The organism is Bacillus cereus, from assembly GCF_002577405.1.
Classification (GTDB): domain Bacteria; phylum Bacillota; class Bacilli; order Bacillales; family Bacillaceae_G; genus Bacillus_A; species Bacillus_A cereus_AU.
The window spans coordinates 39,434-58,189 of the sequence record NZ_NULR01000018.1; the positions used below are offsets into that span (position 1 = coordinate 39,434).

The following is an 18,756-nucleotide window of genomic DNA, read 5'->3' on the forward strand; positions in this document are numbered from 1 at the left end:
TGAGGTGATTATAGAATGGAATATAATCAAGATATGAAAAATAGATTGAAACGTATTGAAGGGCAAGTTCGTGGTGTGCTTCGTATGATGGAAGAAGGAAAAGATTGCCGAGAGGTTATTACACAGTTAACGGCATCTCGTTCTGCACTTGATCGTACAATTGGACTTGTTGTTGGAACGAATTTAGAGCAATGTTTGCGTGAACAGTTTGAAAGTGGTAATGGTTCAAATGAAGAGTTAATTAAAGAAGCTGTTCAACTACTTGTGAAAAGCCGATAATCTGTCAAACGTAAGTGTTGACAGATTTTCAAAAACATTTTAATATACCCCTGCAGGTATATGTATATAAATTGTGGAGGAATCGACTATGAGTATAAAAGTGGATATGAGTTTAGATTGTAAAGGGTTGGCTTGTCCGATGCCGATTGTGAAGACGAAGAAGGCGATAGAGAGTCTCGCATCAGGGCAAGTAATTGAAATTAAAGCAACTGATAAAGGGTCTACTGTAGATATAAAAAGTTGGGCGAGTAAAATAGGTCATCAATATATCGGGACGAAACACGAAGGAGATCTATTGATGCATTACGTTAGAAAAGCACATGAGCAAGAAATGAATGAGGTGGTGAAATATCCTCATACGATTACGAATGCAGAATTGGAAGAGATATTATTAAGCGATGAAGAGTGCATTGTATTAGACGTTCGTGAAGCGGCAGAATTCGCCTTTGGTCATATTCCATCTGCCATTTCGGTGCCGTTAGGGGAACTAGACAGTATAGGATTAGATCAGAAGAAGCAGATTTATGTTGTTTGCCGAACTGGTAACCGTAGTGATGTAGCTTGCCAAATGTTAAAAGAGAAAGGATATTCAAATGTGAAAAATGTCATTCCAGGTATGTTAGAGTGGCAAGGGAATATAGAGAAATAAATTTTTTTGAATGAAAATATACCTATGGGGGTAATTGGATGAGTGTTAAATCGTTACAAGCAAAAGATGTGGCAAAGAAAGTTTTATTCGGAGAGTTATTCATTTTAGATGTTCGTAATGAGACGGATTATGAAGATTGGAAAATTGAAGGGAAACAAGTTTCTTCTATTAATAAACCTTATTTTGACTTGTTAGACGGTGTAGATCATATTGTAAGTGAATTACCTAAAGATAAAGATGTTTTAGTAGTATGTGCAAAAGAAGGGTCTTCTATATTTGTGGCAGAGCAGTTAACAGAGGCTGGATTAGAAAATATTTATTATTTAGCTGGTGGTATGAAGGCTTGGAGTGAATATGTAAAGCCTATAAAAGTTGGAGATTTAAAAAATGGCGGAAGTATGTATCAGTTTAACCGCCTTGGAAAAGGTTGTTTATCTTATATGGTCGTTTCAAACGGTGAAGCGGTAGTTATTGATGCGGTAAGAACGATTGAAGCATATGAGGAGTTTGCGAAAGAGCAGGGCGTTAAGATTACGAATGTAATGGATACACATTTACATGCAGACCATATTTCAGGTGGCCGTAAGTTAGCTGAAAAAGTAGGTGGTACGTATTGGTTACCTCCAAAAGATGCCGAGGAAGTCGTTTTCTCATACAAACCGCTTGTAGAAGGATCTGTTATTACGGTGGGGGGTACCAAAATTGGAATTGATGCGTTATACTCACCGGGGCATACGATTGGCAGTACATCATTTATTGTAGATGATTCCTATTTATTATCAGGCGATATTTTATTTGTAGATTCGATTGGGCGTCCAGACCTTGCTGGTAAGGCTGAAGATTGGGTGAGTGATTTACGAAATACGTTATATAAGCGCTATAAGGAACTGTCTCCAGAGTTAATAGTTTTACCAGCTCATTATTCAAAAATAAGTGAAATGGATGAAAGAGGTATTGTAAGTGCGAATTTACAAGATCTATTTAAGGAGAATGTAGGATTAAATATTACCAATGAGGCAGAGTTTCGTAAAATCGTGACAGAGAACTTACCACCTCAGCCAAATGCGTATGAAGAAATTCGTCAAACGAATATGGGGAAAATTCATCCGAGTATGGAAGAAGCACGTGAAATGGAGATCGGTCCAAATCGTTGTGCAGTTCATGATGCATTATAAAATAATAAACTGGAGGAATAGATGATGAATGTAAAACAAGTATTAGATGCGAAAGATTTAGCATGTCCAATGCCGATTGTAAGAACGAAGAGAGCGATGGATACTTTACAAACTGGAGAAGTGTTAGAAGTACATGTAACGGATAAAGGATCAGTTAAGGATATTCCAGCGTGGGCGAATAAAGGTGGCCATGACATCGTAAAGAGTGCAGAAGAAGGCGATGTGCTAAAGTTTTGGATTAAGAAGGCGTAGTGAAGAACTAGTTTTGTAAATACGGAGAGGGTGTTTATATGAATACAATATTAAGTACGCTTTTCATTGTACTTGCTGCATGGTTTGTTATTTCGCGTTTTTTACCGGTAAAAGGTGTTCAAAATATAAGTGGAAAAGAATTAAAGAGTATAGCGGGAAAAAAGGGGAAACAATTTATCGATGTTCGTACATTAGGTGAATATAGAGGAAATCATATGAAAGGATTTCAGAATATCCCACTAAATGAGTTAGCTAGTAAAGTAAATCATTTAGATAAAAATAAGGAAGTAATTGTTATTTGTCAGAGCGGAATGAGAAGTAAGCGAGCAGCAAAAGTATTAAAGAAATTAGGGTTTCAGCACGTTATCAATGTTTCAGGCGGTATGAACGCTTTGTAAGGAAGGAATATCAAAATGAAAGAAATAACAGCGAAAGAAGTAGAGGAAAGATTGTTACGAAATGAAGAGTTATATGTAATTGATGTTCGTGAAGTAGAAGAAGTGGCGGAAGGGAAAATTCCCGGCGTGCTTCCTATTAGGTTAGGTTTACTAGAGTTTCGAATGCATGAGTTGGATAAAAATAAAGAATATATTATCGTTTGTCGATCAGGAGGAAGAAGTGCAAGGGCTGTTCAGTTTTTAGAGAGCTACGGTTTTCAAGCAATCAATATGGCAGGTGGTATGTTAGCGTGGGAAGGTAAAGTCGTATAGTACAGAGATAAATGATTTGAGCTTTTTCACAAATAATAAAATACCCCTATAGGTAATTTGGAGGAGGAACAACATGGAACAACAGAAGAAAACAACAATCGTTTTATTTAGTGGAGATTATGATAAAGCGATGGCTGCTTATATTATTGCAAATGGCGCAGCCGCGTATGATCAAGAGGTGACTATTTTTCATACTTTCTGGGGATTAAATGCCTTAAGGAAAGATGAACATGTGGAAGTAAAGAAAACTTTCATAGAGAAAGTTTTTGGAAAAATGATGCCGCGCGGTGCTGATAAGATGGGATTATCTAAAATGAATTTTGCTGGTATGGGACCAAAGATGATAAAAGGTATTATGAAAAAACATAACGCCATGCCTTTGCCGGATTTAATTGATTTGGCGAAAGAACAGGGTATTAAACTTGTAGCTTGTCAAATGACAGTAGATTTATTAGGGTTAAAGGAGGAAGAGATTATGGAAGGGATAGAGTTTGCTGGGGTAGGAGCATATTTAGCAGATGCTTCGGATGGGAATGTAAACTTATTCATTTAAATAACCTTCTTTTTAGAAGGCGGGGGATATAAGGTGAGTTTAGTTGTATTACTTTTTATAATTGGGTTTATAGGATCGTTTATATCAGGAATGGTTGGGATTGGCGGTGCAATTATTAATTATCCGATGATCTTATACATTCCAGTACTGTTAGGATTTACTGGCTATACGTCACATGAAGTGAGCGGTATTACAGCGGTTCAAGTATTCTTTGCAACTTTAGCAGGTGCATGGGCATACCGGAAAAGTAATGATATGGATAAAACGTTAGTTGTGTATATGGGCGCTAGTATATTAGTAGGAAGTTTCATAGGGAGTTTCGGTGCTAACGTATTAGATGAACATACAGTCAATGTTGTTTATACAATGTTAGCCACGATTGCTGCTATGATGATGTTTGTGCCGAAAAAAAACAACAGTGGAGAAGTGAAGTATAATAAATGGTTGGCAAGCTTGTTAGCGTTTATTGTAGGAGGAGCGTCAGGCATTATAGGAGCTGGAGGTTCGTTCCTTTTAGTGCCGATTATGCTAGTTATTTTAAAATTACCACTACGCATGACGATAGCAACATCAATTGCAGTCACATTTATTTCTTCAATAGGAATTACTACAGGGAAAGTAATCACTGGACAAGTAGTTATAATTCCAGCTCTTATTATTGCGATTGCCAGCATCTTTGCTGCGCCGCTTGGAGCACGAGTCGGGAAGAGGATGAATCAAAAAGTACTGCAATATATGTTATCGATTTTAATTGTAGGTACTGCTGTTAAGATGTGGATTGATATGATATCGAAATAAAAGGATGGTGCTGCTTGCAGCCCATCCTTTTGTTTATGCCCAAATAACTTTCATTAAGTTTTTATATTCGTCGTTCGCTAATTTATATAGCATTCTCGTATGTTCAAAGACAAGTGCTGGATTAAAGTTTGGTTCTGAGAATGCAAGAGATGTTGAAATATCAATTGCATTTTGCTTATTTAGCGTGAATTTTGCAAATCGATAAGATGTGTTTAATTCATTGATGACATGTAAAATATCATTTGTTGATGTTTCATCAGGTACATGAGCAACATTGAAGCAGTATATATCCACAGTAGGATTTTCGTTTTCGAAAGCAGCGATAAGTTGAATCTTTGCGCCGGCTTCTGTTTCTAATCCTACTGAAAAATGTACAGAACCATCATTTTCATCTATATTTTCTTCCATGTATATATCGTTTGATTTTAAGTAGTCTTTAAAATCTGAAATGTTATGTTTTACTGCAGCTTTCATATGTATGAGCCCCCTGGTAATTGGAATAGATTACTATCATTTATTATAATTTAAAAATATTAAAAAAGATAGTTAGAAAGTTCTGATTTTTAATTTTGAAGGAATAAAAAGAAGCAGTGCTCTACCTCCATAGAGCACTGCTTCTATATTATTCATTGTCATTAGACGATGTTTCTGTATCTTCACTACTATTATTATTTTCTACGTCATTGTTACTCGATTCGCGTTCACTCGTATTTTCGGACTTAGATTCTTTTGTCTTCTCTGAATTTGTTTTTTTCGAATCAGAGTCAGTTTTTGTATAGGCAGGTAGTCCAAGGTGAGCACGAAGTTCGTTTGTAACTTTTGCTAATTCTTTTTTATCTGGGTTGTAGTAATATGTTCGGCCACCACCAGCAGATTTGCTACATGTATCATCACCTTTTTCCATATAGCAGTCTTCACCTTGAATTTGTAATTTCTCAATGGAAGAATCCACTCCATATTTATAGAATGAAAGCATATCATCGAATGTTAAGTTTGTAACGAATTGGCCGTTAATATCATCAATGATGTTACCAACTTTTGTTACAGATCCAACGTCTGTTAGTTTCTTTAAAATAGCTTCGATAACGAGTTGTTGACGTTGTCCACGCATCGCGTCACTATCGATGTGTCGTGTTCTGGCAAGAGCAAGAGCCTCTTCGCCATTTAACGTTTGAACACCTTTTTTCAGGTGAATTGCCTCAGCATTATCATTGCTATCTTGCTCAGTAAATTCAACTGGTACATCAACTTCAATACCGCCTAAGTCATCGACAATTTTTATAAATGATTTAAAGTTAAATTTTACAAAGTAATCGACAGGAACATTCATTAATTTTTCAACTGCATCAATGCTTGCTTGTGGTCCACCGTTTTTGCCGTTTTTAGCAGAACCGTATGCATGAGCGTGTGTTATTTTATCTTTTTTCTTTTCAACTGGAATATAAGTATATGTGTCTCGTGGAATACTTAATAGCTTCACAGATTTGCTATCTTTATTAAACGTTGCAAGTAATAGTGCATCTGTTCTTATAGCTTCACCATAATCTTTTCCTCGGACATCGCTTTCATCAACACCCATTATTAAGACAGAGACATTGTTCGTAATAGGTTTTACAGCTTTGTCACGTAAATCAGATTTATCACCGCGCGCTAAATCGTGTGCGGCATTTCGAACAGCAGAAGATGCTTTATTTACTAAAAACCAAGTATAACCGCCACCTACTATTAAAAAGAATAGAATGACGCTTATAATGATTTTTGTTTTTTTCTTACTTTTTTTCGGTTTATTGCGTGTATTTTCTTGCAAAGATGGGTTTTGCTCCATTTCTTGTACTCCTTCATTTGGATTGAAATACGACACTCATATCCACTTATTATAATGAAATTTGACGAAAAAAAACATTACAAATCATTTACATTTCGTAAAAATTCAATTTATTTATAAAAAGTTAGATTTTCTATATGTTATTTTTCAGATGTAGAATAAGTATATGTTTTTTTATTAGAAATGAAAATATGTATTGTGAGAAAGTGATAGAGAAGTAAGATTTGTTGAAATATAGCCAATAAAATGTGATTAGCTGTATGTGTACTTCTTATATAATAAAGAAAGATCTTACGGATGAAGGAGAGAGCATAATGAAGCATACATCATTCCGAGCAATTGTTGTGAACGAAAAAGAAAATAATCAATTTGAAAGAAAACTTGTTGAGAGAGAAATCAATAGTTTACCTGAAGGAGATGTACTAATACGGGTTCATTATTCTTCATTAAATTATAAAGATGCCCTTTCAGCTACTGGAAATAAAGGTGTTACGAGAACATATCCTCATACGCCAGGAATTGATGCAGCGGGAGAGGTAGTTAGTAGTGCAAATAACGCCTTTCAGGAAGGCGATCAAGTTGTTGTAACTGGATATGATTTAGGTATGAATACTTCGGGTGGTTTCGGTGAATATATTCGCGTACCATCATCTTGGGTCATTCCTTTACCAGAAGGAATGTCTTTCAAGGAAAGTATGATGTATGGGACGGCAGGTTTTACAGCTGCTTTATCGGTATATAAGCTTATTGGAGCAGGAATAAAGCCTAGTACGGGAGATGTTTTAGTAACGGGTGCTACAGGCGGTGTAGGGAGTGTAGCGGTTAGTATTTTAAGTAAGTTAGGATTTAACGTAGTAGGAGCAACAGGGAAATTGGAAGAAGAAGAGATGCTACTGCGTCTAGGGGCGAAAAAGGTGATTCGCCGCGCGGAATTGAGTGATGAATCAGGAAGACCGATGCTTAAAGGGATATACGCTGGGGTTATCGATACTGTAGGCGGAATTATGTTAGAAACAGCTTTAAAATCATTACGGTATGACGGTTGTGTCACGACGTGTGGTAACGTAGCGGGGCATGAGTTAAATACAACGGTATATCCATTCATATTACGAGGGATTAGCCTTTTAGGAATAGATTCAGTTCAATGTCCGGTAGACATGAGAAGAGAAGTGTGGGCATTGTTAGCTGATGAGTGGAAGAATACAGAGCTATTATCTTATACAGAAGAATGTACATTAGAAGAATTAGATGAGAAGTTTACACTTATACTGCAAGGAAAGTTAAAAGGAAGAACGGTTGTAAAAATGAAATAAGAAAAGAGACGCGTAATGTAGCGTCTCTTTTCTTCATTATAATGATTGTTTTAAATTGATTTTTCCTTGTTCGCCTAAAACACCGTCAGCGATATTTACAGCGTGATCACCGATACGCTCTAAGTTACTTACCATATCAACGAAAATGATGCTTGCATCACCTGAACAGCTACGTTCGTTTAGACGTAATACGTGACGTTTACGAAGAACACGTTCCATTTGGTCGATTTTACGTTCTTTTGCAATAACTGTTTGTGCTAGTTCAGTGTCAAAGTTTGTTAAAGCATCGATTGCATCTTGTAATGTTGAAATTGTTAATTCAAGCATTTCATTTAATTCAGCTAGTGCTTCATCTGATAGTGAAACGCGGTTTGAAATTTGGAAATCTACAAGTTCTACAAGGTTTTCTACATGATCACCGACACGTTCAATATCTCCAACAACACCTGCTAAAACTGAATGTTTTTCAGAGTCTGTAGGTGAAAGTGGTTTTTCTGATAGTAAAACTAAATACTCGGTAATTTTTTTATCTAAATTGTTAATAGCTCCTTCTAATTGAGTAGCCATGTTAGCGTGTTTTTTGTCTTGTGTATTTAAAAATTGGTTTGCCTCTTTTAATCCGTGTAATGAAAACTCAGCCATACGAACAATTTCTTTTTGCGCTTCTGTTAGTGCGATAACAGGAGATTGTTCAATAAAGATTGGATTTAAATGTTGCGGTTTGAAATCAATAGATGCATCTTCACCACGAATAAGTTTTGTTACGATCCATGCTAATGCTGCAATGAATGGGAATTGAATAATTGTATTCGTTACGTTAAATGTTCCGTGGGCAAATGCGATTGTCATTTCTGGATTTAAGTTTAATGACGTTTGGAAATATTGAATTAAATTTGTAAATGGTACTAATAAAATCGTAAAGATAATTGTACCGATAATATTAAAGATAACGTGAACTAATGCTGCACGTCTTGCTGCAATAGAAGTACCGATTGCTGCTAATACCGCTGTAATTGTTGTACCGATGTTATCACCGAATAATACAGGAAGAGCAGCTTGTAAGTCGATTGCACCTTGACCGAATAATTCTTGTAAAATACCGATTGTTGCACTTGAGCTTTGTACAATTAAAGTGAAGACTGTACCGACAAAAATTCCTAAAATTGGATTATCACTCATGCTAACCATTAATTCTTGGAATGACTCTAAAGAGCGAAGAGGTTTCATACCTGCGCTCATTAATTCTAAACCGAAGAATAACATACCAAAACCGAACACAACTTGACCTACAGAATGTACTTTTTTATTTTTAAAGAAGAATAGTAAGATAGCTCCAACTGCCATAATTGGAAGAGCGTATTCTCCGATTTTAATTCCGATAATAAATGCGGTAACTGTCGTTCCGATGTTTGCACCCATAATAACACCGATTGCTTGTCTTAATGTCATAAATCCTGCACTTACAAGTCCGACTGTTAAAGCAGTTGTTCCTGAACTTGATTGGATTAATACAGTAACTAACATACCTGCTAGTACACCCATAAGTGGGTTTGTTGTAAAGCGATCTAGAATATCGCGAAGACGATCTCCAGCTGCTTGTTGCAGTCCATCGCCCATGTATTTAATCCCGAATAAGAAAATACCTAATCCACCAATGAACTGGAAGATCATATCTTGAATATTATATTCCACGCACTCCACTCCTTAAATTTCATGTACGATGTAATTATTAACTAAACCTTGAGACACTGTAAACGGTTTATCAGTAAAATTTACACTAAATTTACAAAGAGGTGAAAAGTTTACAATTCTTTAAAGAAACAGCTGGATTTAATTGGTTTTTCGGCTGATGTATCTGATTGATTTGTAAAGAAGTCACATTTATCACACTATTTGTAGATAGTAAAAATAGGAGAGGAAAACTATCCAAATTGGATGCGCTAAGTAAAATTTCACCTTATTTATAATAATGATTCTTTGCATATTTTTTGATTAAAGTTAGAAAAATGTGTAGGGGGAAATGGGGAGGTTTGAAATGAATGTATAATGAAAGTGAAACAAGATTGAATTACTTACAACAATAAAAAAGAGCAATTCGCATATGAATTTGCCCTGGTTTTTTATATTGAAAAGTCTGAGTACGTCGTATTGTAAAAACTATGTGAGGCGTTTTTCTTTTAGTAGAAATGTCCGTTATCTTGCACATTAATGATGACATTTCCCTTCTTGTGTCCTTCTTCAACATATATGTGAGCTTCAACAATTTCTTCAAAAGTATATTGTCTATCAATGACCACTTTTACCTGACCGTTCTCAACAAGTTCTTTAAGGAAGTCTAGTGCTTCGGAAGTTTCTGGTGCGTTTTGACTTAATATTAGTTTCTTACGACTTGTCAATTTCGCCCATAGCATTTGGGCGCTTGGTAACGGTTCGACTATGTTTATATAAGTACCATCTTCTTTTAACAATTTTATACAATCTGAAAACGTACTCTTATTTACAGCTTCAAAGATAATATCATAGGCTCCGTCTATAGTAGAAAAATCGCTTGCGGTGTAATCAATTACTTCGTCAGCTCCTAGAGATTTTACTAATTCTAAATTTGAGTTACTGCACACCCCTGTAACTTTTGCGCCGAAATACTTGGAAATTTGTACTGCATAACTTCCGACACTTCCAGAAGCTCCGTAAATAAGAACGTTTTGGCCGCTTCGAACATTAGCTTTCTTTAGGAAAAATAAGGCTGTACGTGCTCCGATTGGGATGGCTGCAGCTTCTTCATAGGTTATATTGGAGGGTTTCGTGCATACTGGTCCATCTTCAGATATACAAATATACTCAGCATAAGAACCGAAATTTGCTTGGGTAGCAGCAAAAACTTGGTCTCCTGCTTTAAAACGCGTAACGTTTTTTCCCACTGATTCAACTTCACCAGCTAACTCCATTCCTAGTATTTGTTTTTTCGGTTGTTTGAAACCAAGTGCGATTCGAGCAGGTAGCCAAACAGAAGAGGGAACCGTAAAACTTCTTGAACGAATATCTCCTGCTGTTACGGTTGTCGCTTTTATTTTTACTAGTATTTCATTTTCTTTAGGAGTAGGTTTGTCTACCTCTTTCAGTTGGAGAACGTCAGGGGGACCGTATTTTGTGTACATTATTGCTTTCATTAAGTTTCCTCCAATTCGTTCTATATATTAATATCATACGACCGGCATGAATAAATAGAACAGCGGTTCACCTTTCAATATAATGAAAAAAGCAGTGTGATTTTTTTAGGAATCCACCGCTTTTTTTATTTGTGTATATATGATTTTTTTAGTTTAAGTAATTTGAAAAAGAACGAATTAACATTACCCAACGGCTTTTTCGTTTGTTTTATCCCCCTGTTTTTGCTTCCGTAAGCTTGTGATGTAAATGAAAAGAAAAGCGATAAGTAAAAGAGAGGAATAGCGATATACAGTTGCATAGTTTGTAAAATGTGCAATGAATCCAAATATAATCGCTCCAGCACCAATTCCAAGGTCAAATGCTGAGAAGAATGTAGCTGTTGCGACTCCTCGTCGGTGTGGTGCTACGCGATCAATCATCCATGCTTGTAGTGCCGGTTGAATCGCTCCAAAACCACTTCCATAACATGCTGCGGCAATAATTAAGCTTGGAATTGTGGTCGTATAGGACAATAAAATAATACCTGTAAACGTTATAATAACTCCTGGAATGATGACAAATGTATGGCCTTTCGCATCATATAGTCTTCCAGAAAACGGGCGAGTTACAGCGATTGCAAGTGCATTAAATAAAAAGAAGAGACTAATATCAGCAATGCCGACCTCGGTAGCAAATAATGTAATAAAGCTCCCAATTCCCCCGTACATTAATGTAATACATAATATTAATAATGAAGGAAGTAAAGCTTTACGCTCAATAAATCCATCGAGAAAGGTACCAGATGTTTGCTGTGGTGGTTGTGGCGATTTTTTAATTTGAAGTAGTTTCGTTAATATTAATGAAACTATTGTGCATGAAAGTGCACATAAAAAAAGAATCGTGAAGTTATATGTTTGCATAAGCCAAAGTCCGATAAGCGGACCGAGCGCCATGGCAATAGTTCCAGAAAGACCGAAATATCCCATGCCTTCACCGCGGCGAGCTTGCGGAATTAAATCTGAAACGACAGTTCCATATGTAGTCGTTGTAATACCAAAACCAGCTCCGTGTAAAATTCGAACGGCAAGCAATAGGAAAACGGTTGAAGCGAAAAGATAGCTACCCATAGCGAGTAAACAAATAGCGGTACCGATCATTAAAATGATCTTTTTGTTGAATTTTTGCAAGGCGTTTCCAGTTAGCGGTCTAACAAAAAGTGCAGCAACGGTAAACATACCGACAACGAACCCGATATTTGAACTTGTGCCCCCAATTTCTTTCACATAAACAGGTAAAGTTGGAATTAACATTTGAAATCCTAAAAACATGCATAAGTTTGCTAGAATTAGCGCAATAAACTCTTTTGTCCATAACGGTTCTCGCTTTACGAGTATTGCCTCTCCCATATATTCATCCCCTATATAAAAGTTTTCTCTGTTCTTTCGAGTATATGTATTGGTCAATGTAACAGTCAAGGAAGGTGTCTTGAAAACGTATAACAATTTTCGAGGTAAAAAACTGACAAATTTGTGGAAAGACTACACAACTATGAAAAAAAGATGTAAAGTATAGATGTATAGACTAGTAGTTGTTATGAATGATAGAAATTGTTTTTTCTTTAACGAAAGCGGATTCAAAAGGTAGTGGACGAGAAGGGGATATATGCTTTTTCACTACATATATTTGAAAAGGTCTACAATATGATGAAGAAAGAGGCGTGTACATATGAGACGATTAGGTATTTCTATTTATCCAGAACATTCGACAGTAGAGAAAGATAAGGGGTATTTAACATTAGCGAGTCAATACGGGTTTACGCGTGTATTCACATGTTTATTATCTGTAGATGGCGAAAAAGAGAAAATTATAGAAGAGTTCAAGGAAACGATTTCTCATGCAAATACGTTAGGGTTCCAAGTATTAGTTGATATTAGTCCAGCTGTTTTTGAACAACTAGGTATTTCGTATAATGATTTATCGTTCTTCCATGAACTAGGTGCCTACGGTATTCGTTTAGATGTTGGATTCTCGGGTTTAGAAGAATCGATTATGACGTACAATCCATATGGCTTAAAAATTGAGATTAATATGAGTAATGGTACGAAATATGTAGATAACATTATGAGTCATAGACCAAATCGTGAAAATTTAATTGGTTGTCATAATTTTTATCCGCACCGCTATTCAGGATTATCATATGATCATTTCATTAAATGCTCAAAACAATTTAAAGATTACGGTATGAGAACTGCTGCTTTTATTTCATCATTTGATGCAACATATGGACCTTGGCCAGTAACAGAAGGATTATGTACGTTGGAGCAGCATCGTGAATTACCGATGACAACACAGGCGAAGCATCTATTTGCGACAGAATTAATTGATGATGTCATTATTGCGAATGCGTATGCTTCAGAAGAAGAACTACAAGCACTAGGTGCATTAAATAAAGAGAAACAAACATTTGATATAGGACTATATGATACAACGACAGAATTAGAAAGAATTATTGTGTTAGATGAACCGCATTTTTATCGCGGAGATGTGTCTGAATATATGATTCGCTCTACACAAAGTCGTGTGAAATATAAAAAAGAAGAGTTTAAACCTCATAATACGCGTGAAATTAAGCGTGGCGATCTTTTAATTGATAATGAGCAATATGGTCAATATAAAGGTGAATTACAAATCGCATTAAAAGATATGATGAATACAGGGAAAACAAATGTAGTTGGTCGAATTGTAGAGGAAGAGGTTTTCTTATTAGATTATTTACAAGCATGGGATAAATTCGGATTTACATTAAAGAAATAGAGAAAATATAAAGGGGGATTGCAAATTATCTTGAAAGAGATGCCGATAGATAAACAGAAAAATATTGTCGGCAAAATTGCTGAAGAAGAGTTGTTCTTACTAGATTATGTAGGAGCTTGGATACAATTTACTTGTGTGGAATAGGGAAGATAGGAGGGGATGCTATGGCATCCTCTTTTTTCTGTTGAAATGGATTTAAAGGGATAAATTTAACTTGGACGGGAGAGAAGGAGATGGAAGATTCATAAAACAAGAGTCAGCCTCAACGTTGAGACTGACTCTTTTATATAGCAATTAGTTTAAAATTTTCACTGTAACTGTTTTACGTCCCCAGTTACTTGATGTGCTTTTATCTGGCATTAAAACATCAATTTTATTTCCTTTAATAGCTCCACCAGTATCACCAGCGATTGCTACTCCGTAACCTTCAACCCATACTTTTGAACCTAATGGAATTACACTTGGATCAACTGCAATTAGTTTCATGTTTGGATTAGCTGTTAAGTTATGACCCATAGCTGATTTTACTTGGTCTCCTGCTTTATAACCATTTTCAAGTGGATCTGCTGTGTAAGCTGTTGCTACAACTTGTAATTCACGAGAAGATGATGGTGCACTTGTTTCAGTTTCTTTTGCAACAGGTTGTTGTGTAGCTGGTTTTTGAGCTTTAGCCGCCTCACGAGCTTTAGCTGCTTCTTGCGCTTCAGCCGCTGCTTGAGCTTCAGCTTCTGCCTGAGCTTTAGCTTCTTCACGNNGCTTCTGCTTGAGCTTTAGCCTCTTCTTGAGCTTTAGCTACTTCTTGAGCTTTAGCTGCCTCTTGAGCTTTAACTGCTGCTTGGGCTTCAGCCGCTTCGCGAGCTTTAGTTGCTTCCCCGGCCTTAGCTTTTGCTTGAGTTTCAGCTACTTCTTGAGCTTTAGCTGTATCTTGAACTTTAGTTACTTTTTCAGCTTTAACTGCTGGTTGAACTTTAACTGGAGCTTTGCCTGTTAAGTAAGGAACATGAACATAAGCTGTTTTTCCGTTATATTCAAATTGGATCCAATCATTTTGTACTTGGTGTGTTGTTTCAATAACATCATCTTTTTTCAACTTACCAATAATCTCTGAATCTGTATTTGCTCCAGCACGTACGTTTAATACGTTTGCTGTTACGTAGTAAGTATCTTTTGTGTAGTCAGCGCTTATGAAAGCTTCTTTACCACTATTTAATTTAACTTTTGACCATCCGTTTTCTGTATGTAAAACGTTAACTTTATATCCATCTAATAACTTTCCGACAACTTTTGATTCAGTAGTTGGGTTTTCTCGTACATTTAGTACATCAGTTGTTACAATCGTCTCTGCTTTAGCAGATGTTGTGAAAATCCCAAGACCAAAAACCGCTGCTGTTGCTATGCCCATAAATTTTTTCATAATAGCCTCCATTGCATTTGTTTTCGTTGACCTCATTATAGCAACCATTATTTTCTTATTTGCGGAAAACACAAAACTACAAAGCATTCGTAACGAGGCATTAATATGTTGTAATAATTCCATTAATATCCTGATAGCGTTTTCTTTGCGATTTTTGGGGGATTATAACATATGATTCATAAAATCAACACTTTTTTAATTACTAATAGATTAACAATATAACAGTGATATTTCGAAAGCGTATCGATAGTGTTACGAAAAGGGGGTGTTTAACTGTTTAAATCGTAATGTAGTTATAAAAATATAATATTTTTTGTGTATGAAGTCATATGTATAGGGTTAATTTTAATGAAATAGAGCTACAATTGTTACAAAATAAGTTGCAGTATGGAAAAAATTACGCCTTGAATTTTCTTTATTACATATTATTTTTGCAATAATATGATTGCATAATAGCTTTCATAAGAAATGAAAGTTTAAATGATAAAAAGATTTAGAAAGATATTCGTAACTTAAAACATATATAATAGAAGAAACACAATTCGAAGGGAAAATATCGTTATTAATTGAGTCACGAATTGCTGTATATTTATCACGCATTAACTGCCCGTAGACGCCCGATTGGTGAAGGCTAATAATCAGTGGGGGATGAACAAAACCCCCACTGATTATAGTTTCACTTTATATAATAGAAGTTAGAGGTTCTTATTTTGTCAAAACGTTGATGGAATTACATTTGCCTTCAATAAAAAACGTAGGAGTGCAAACTCCTACGTTTTTTACTTACTCATATCGTAAACATTCAATTGGATCAAGTTTTGCAGCTTTGTTAGCTGGTAGTAAGCCGAATGCGATACCGATTAGCATTGAGATACCTACTGAAAGAAGTCCAAGTTCTTTTGAGATAACAAGTGGCCATCCGGCAAAGATTGAGACGATCCAAGCGAAGAAGATGCCGAGCATGAATCCGATGAAACCACCGAGCCCTGTTAAAATACAAGATTCAATTAAGAATTGCATTAATACTTTACCACGTGTTGCACCAAGTGCTTTACGAATACCGATCTCACGTGTACGTTCTGTTACAGACACAAGCATGATGTTCATTACACCGATACCACCAACAAGTAAGGAAATAGCAGCGATACCACCGAATACCATTTTCATCATACCGATTGATTCATCTAGTTGCTTCGTAAAGTCACCCATATCTTGCGCTTCAAATTTATGCTCAAATTTAGGAGCTTTCATTTCATTTAAAACGGAAACGGCTTGTTTTTCTACACTTTTACGTTCTGCTGGAGAAACTAGTGTTAGTTTTACAGTTTCATATTCAGTTACTCCAGAAATGACAGGAGCGTTTTCGATAGATGTATAACCTTCAGCCATAGCCATTCCGAAATCATTTTTTGTTTCATACACACCGACTATTTTATACGGTTTTCCTTTTATATCGGCGTATAAATTTGATTCCCAACTATTAAATAATTTATTGAAAGCTTCTTCATTTAATATAACTGCAGGAATTGCTTGGTTTAATTCACTATCGTTTAATTCACGACCATGAACTAATTTTAGCTTTTCATCTGTCATAAAGCTACCGGTTCCACCTTTTAAGTTGAGAGAGGTAGTTTTTGATCCAGCTGAAGCGTTGATTTGCATATTCACATCTGGATAAACATCTTTAACGCCTGGCACAGTTTGAAGACGTTTCAGCATATCAGCAGTAATTTTAGCATTATCTGTTCCAAAGTCGGGATTGTTGTAGTAAATCGTTACTTCATTATCTTTTCCTTGGCCTAATTCTTTTTTAAACTTTGCGTTTGTACCATCACCCATTGAAATGATAGTAATAATGGCACTAATACCGATGATAATACCTAACATCGTTAAGATAGAACGCATTTTATGGGCAAAGATAGAGGAAAGGGCCATGCGTATATTTTCACTTGTGTTCAAAATTAACCTCTCCAATCTTGGACGATATTTCCGTCACGAATTACAATTTGACGTGCTGCAGCTTCACCGATTTCACGATCATGGGTAATCATAATGATTGTAGATCCTTGTTTGTTTAATTCGTAAAAGAGGTCCATAATTTGTTTACTTGTTTTCGTATCAAGTGCTCCCGTTGGTTCATCGGCTAAAATAAATTTTGGATTATTTACGATTGCACGTGCGACTGCGACACGCTGCTTTTGTCCACCGGATAATTCGTTCGGTAAGTGAGTAGCACGATCAGCTAAACCAACTTTTGTTAAAGCAGCTAATGAGCGTTCACGTCTTTCTTTTTTATCGACTCCAGCGTAAATAAGAGGTAGTTCTACATTTTGAAGTGCTGTAAGTCTTGGTAGTAACATAAAGTTTTGGAATACAAATCCGATCTCTTTATTACGAACACGTGCAAGTTCTGTTTCAGACATGTTTGAAATGTTTTGACCAGCTAGTTCGTACGTACCTGTTGTTGGTTTATCTAAGCAACCGATAATGTTCATTAATGTTGATTTACCAGAACCAGACGGTCCCATAATAGAAGTGAATTCCCCTTGGTTTAGTGTTACGTCAATTCCGTGTAAAATTTGAACGGACTCTGCACCGTTTTGGAAGGATTTCGTGATGCTTTTTAAGTTAATCATTCCACGACAACCTCCATACCATCTTTTAAGTCTTTTTCAGGTTTAGAGATAATTTGCTCTCCTTTTTTCACTCCAGAAACTTTTGCTTCGCTATCTGTCTCGAACTCAACAGTAACCGCTTGTTCTTTCGCTTTACCATCTTTTACAACGAAGACAACATTTTTGTCTCCTTTTTTCACAATACTGCTTTTCGGAACAATTGTACCAGTTGCTTCGCCGGATTTACTTGTTACGTAAACGTGGAAGCCGTTTTGTAATTCTTCACTGTTATCTAATGTGACAGTAAATTGATAGTTAGAAACAGTTTTATTTTCGTCCATACTCTTTAATGGTGTAGAACCGATTTCTGTTACTTTTCCTGTCCAAGTTTTACCAGCGATAGTTTTTGATGAAACAGTTACTTCTTGCCCAACTTTCATACTAGCAAGCTCATATTCAGAAAGTTGACCTTTTACTTTAAATGGACCAGCGTGACGAAGTGTAATGCCGCTCATACCTGTTTTTTCATCAGCAGTTTTCACGATATCATCAATTACGCCATCAGCGGGGCTTGTTACAGTAAGAGTATTTACTTTCTCTTTTGCTGCTTTAATCATTTCATCAGATTTTTCAACTTCAAACTTTTTCATTTCAAGTTGTGATTCTAATTGCTGCACTTCGACTTCCGATGCTTTTAATGCTTCCTGAGGAAGACCAGCATTTTTATCTTTTTGTAATTTTTGCTTCGCTGCATCAATTTGTTTTTGATACAATGTTACTTCTTTTTGTGCGATTTTCTTTTGCATTTCTGCTTCCGTTACACCTTGTTTAGCTGTAGGATCATTATATTTAAACAGGAGCTGACCTTTTTTCACTTCATCCCCTTTTTTAACAGCTAATTCGTACGTACCTTTTGTTGGATCGAATGAAATGGTTTCAATTCCGTTTGGAATAACTTCGCCGCCAAATTTTTGTGCATTTTCAATTTGTTTTTCTGTAACTTTATAACCGCTATATGCCATCGCTACTTCTGAACCGCCGCCAGCAAATGCAAAATATGATCCAGCTGCAATTCCGATTGCTACTACACTAGTAATTAACACTTTATTTTTCTTCTTCATCTATTTATCACCTTTTCGTTCGTTTTAGTATCTACATTAAGTATAGAAGAGGGATGGAATCTGACAAATCGTTTTAGCTTACAATAACCTT

At 36.0% G+C, this 18,756-nt stretch carries 17 protein-coding genes and 2 pseudogenes; 10 read left to right on the plus strand and 9 right to left on the minus strand.

Annotated features, from left to right (window positions below; all coding sequences use genetic code 11):
- The first annotated feature begins 15 nt into the window (after positions 1-15).
- The 8 genes from COC96_RS21485 (at position 16) to COC96_RS21520 (ending at position 4,416) form a co-directional block, all read left to right on the plus strand.
- On the plus strand, positions 16-279 hold the full coding sequence (locus tag COC96_RS21485) for a metal-sensitive transcriptional regulator (protein ID WP_000456206.1): 264 nt from the start codon (positions 16-18) through the stop codon (positions 277-279).
- Positions 280-367: 88 nt separating this feature from the next.
- Positions 368-928: a sulfurtransferase TusA family protein gene (locus COC96_RS21490; protein ID WP_098769313.1), complete on the plus strand. Its 561-nt coding sequence runs from the start codon at positions 368-370 to the stop codon at positions 926-928.
- 38 nt (positions 929-966) lie between these two features.
- Positions 967-2,103, plus strand: a complete 1,137-nt coding sequence (locus COC96_RS21495; protein ID WP_098769314.1) for an MBL fold metallo-hydrolase — start codon at positions 967-969, stop codon at positions 2,101-2,103.
- 21 nt (positions 2,104-2,124) lie between these two features.
- Entirely contained in the window at positions 2,125-2,355 is a 231-nt protein-coding gene (locus COC96_RS21500; RefSeq protein ID WP_098268698.1) for a sulfurtransferase TusA family protein, read from the plus strand.
- A gap of 38 nt (positions 2,356-2,393) precedes the next feature.
- Positions 2,394-2,753 (plus strand): rhodanese-like domain-containing protein, encoded by a 360-nt coding sequence (locus COC96_RS21505; protein ID WP_098769315.1) that lies wholly within the window; start codon positions 2,394-2,396, stop codon positions 2,751-2,753.
- Positions 2,754-2,768: 15 nt separating this feature from the next.
- Entirely contained in the window at positions 2,769-3,065 is a 297-nt protein-coding gene (locus COC96_RS21510) for a rhodanese-like domain-containing protein (protein WP_098268700.1), read from the plus strand.
- Positions 3,066-3,138: 73 nt separating this feature from the next.
- A complete protein-coding gene (locus COC96_RS21515; RefSeq protein ID WP_098268701.1) occupies positions 3,139-3,618 on the plus strand; it encodes a DsrE/DsrF/DrsH-like family protein in 480 nt (159 codons plus the stop codon).
- A 33-nt stretch (positions 3,619-3,651) separates the two neighbouring features.
- Positions 3,652-4,416, plus strand: a complete 765-nt coding sequence (locus tag COC96_RS21520) for a sulfite exporter TauE/SafE family protein (protein WP_098769316.1) — start codon at positions 3,652-3,654, stop codon at positions 4,414-4,416.
- 33 nt (positions 4,417-4,449) lie between these two features.
- On the opposite strand, the gene COC96_RS21525 is transcribed toward COC96_RS21520, so the two are convergent.
- Positions 4,450-4,890, minus strand: a complete 441-nt coding sequence (locus COC96_RS21525; RefSeq protein ID WP_000642358.1) for a hypothetical protein — start codon at positions 4,888-4,890, stop codon at positions 4,450-4,452.
- A 148-nt stretch (positions 4,891-5,038) separates the two neighbouring features.
- Positions 5,039-6,241: an LCP family protein gene (locus COC96_RS21530; protein ID WP_141536030.1), complete on the minus strand. Its 1,203-nt coding sequence runs from the start codon at positions 6,239-6,241 to the stop codon at positions 5,039-5,041.
- A 314-nt stretch (positions 6,242-6,555) separates the two neighbouring features.
- On the opposite strand from COC96_RS21530, the gene COC96_RS21535 reads away from it, so the two are divergent.
- A complete protein-coding gene (locus COC96_RS21535; protein ID WP_098769317.1) occupies positions 6,556-7,554 on the plus strand; it encodes a YhdH/YhfP family quinone oxidoreductase in 999 nt (332 codons plus the stop codon).
- 36 nt (positions 7,555-7,590) lie between these two features.
- Here COC96_RS21535 and COC96_RS21540 read toward each other — a convergent pair whose 3' ends face one another.
- The 3 genes from COC96_RS21540 to COC96_RS21550 form a co-directional block, all read right to left on the minus strand.
- Positions 7,591-9,246, minus strand: a complete 1,656-nt coding sequence (locus COC96_RS21540) for a Na/Pi cotransporter family protein (RefSeq protein ID WP_098268704.1) — start codon at positions 9,244-9,246, stop codon at positions 7,591-7,593.
- Between the two features lie 485 nt (positions 9,247-9,731).
- The gene (locus COC96_RS21545; protein ID WP_098769318.1) at positions 9,732-10,721 is read right to left on the minus strand and encodes an NAD(P)-dependent alcohol dehydrogenase; all 990 of its coding nucleotides are present in this window, start codon (positions 10,719-10,721) and stop codon (positions 9,732-9,734) included.
- A 183-nt stretch (positions 10,722-10,904) separates the two neighbouring features.
- The gene (locus COC96_RS21550) at positions 10,905-12,107 is read right to left on the minus strand and encodes an MFS transporter (RefSeq protein ID WP_098268705.1); all 1,203 of its coding nucleotides are present in this window, start codon (positions 12,105-12,107) and stop codon (positions 10,905-10,907) included.
- A gap of 319 nt (positions 12,108-12,426) precedes the next feature.
- Between COC96_RS21550 and COC96_RS21560 the strand changes: the two are divergent.
- Positions 12,427-13,659: pseudogene (locus COC96_RS21560) on the plus strand (DUF871 domain-containing protein).
- A gap of 150 nt (positions 13,660-13,809) precedes the next feature.
- On the opposite strand, the pseudogene entC reads toward COC96_RS21560, so the two are convergent.
- The 4 genes and pseudogenes from entC to COC96_RS21585 all read right to left on the minus strand — a co-directional run bounded on the left by entC (position 13,810) and on the right by COC96_RS21585 (position 18,665).
- A pseudogene (gene entC / locus COC96_RS21570) lies at positions 13,810-15,052 on the minus strand (cell wall-binding protein EntC).
- A gap of 660 nt (positions 15,053-15,712) precedes the next feature.
- Entirely contained in the window at positions 15,713-16,864 is a 1,152-nt protein-coding gene (locus COC96_RS21575) for an ABC transporter permease (protein WP_425290663.1), read from the minus strand.
- Between the two features lie 26 nt (positions 16,865-16,890).
- The gene (locus COC96_RS21580) at positions 16,891-17,565 is read right to left on the minus strand and encodes an ABC transporter ATP-binding protein (RefSeq protein WP_098769320.1); all 675 of its coding nucleotides are present in this window, start codon (positions 17,563-17,565) and stop codon (positions 16,891-16,893) included.
- Positions 17,562-18,665: an efflux RND transporter periplasmic adaptor subunit gene (locus COC96_RS21585; protein ID WP_098268711.1), complete on the minus strand. Its 1,104-nt coding sequence runs from the start codon at positions 18,663-18,665 to the stop codon at positions 17,562-17,564. The genes COC96_RS21580 and COC96_RS21585 overlap by 4 nt, the downstream gene beginning before the upstream one ends.
- Positions 18,666-18,756 lie beyond the last annotated feature (91 nt).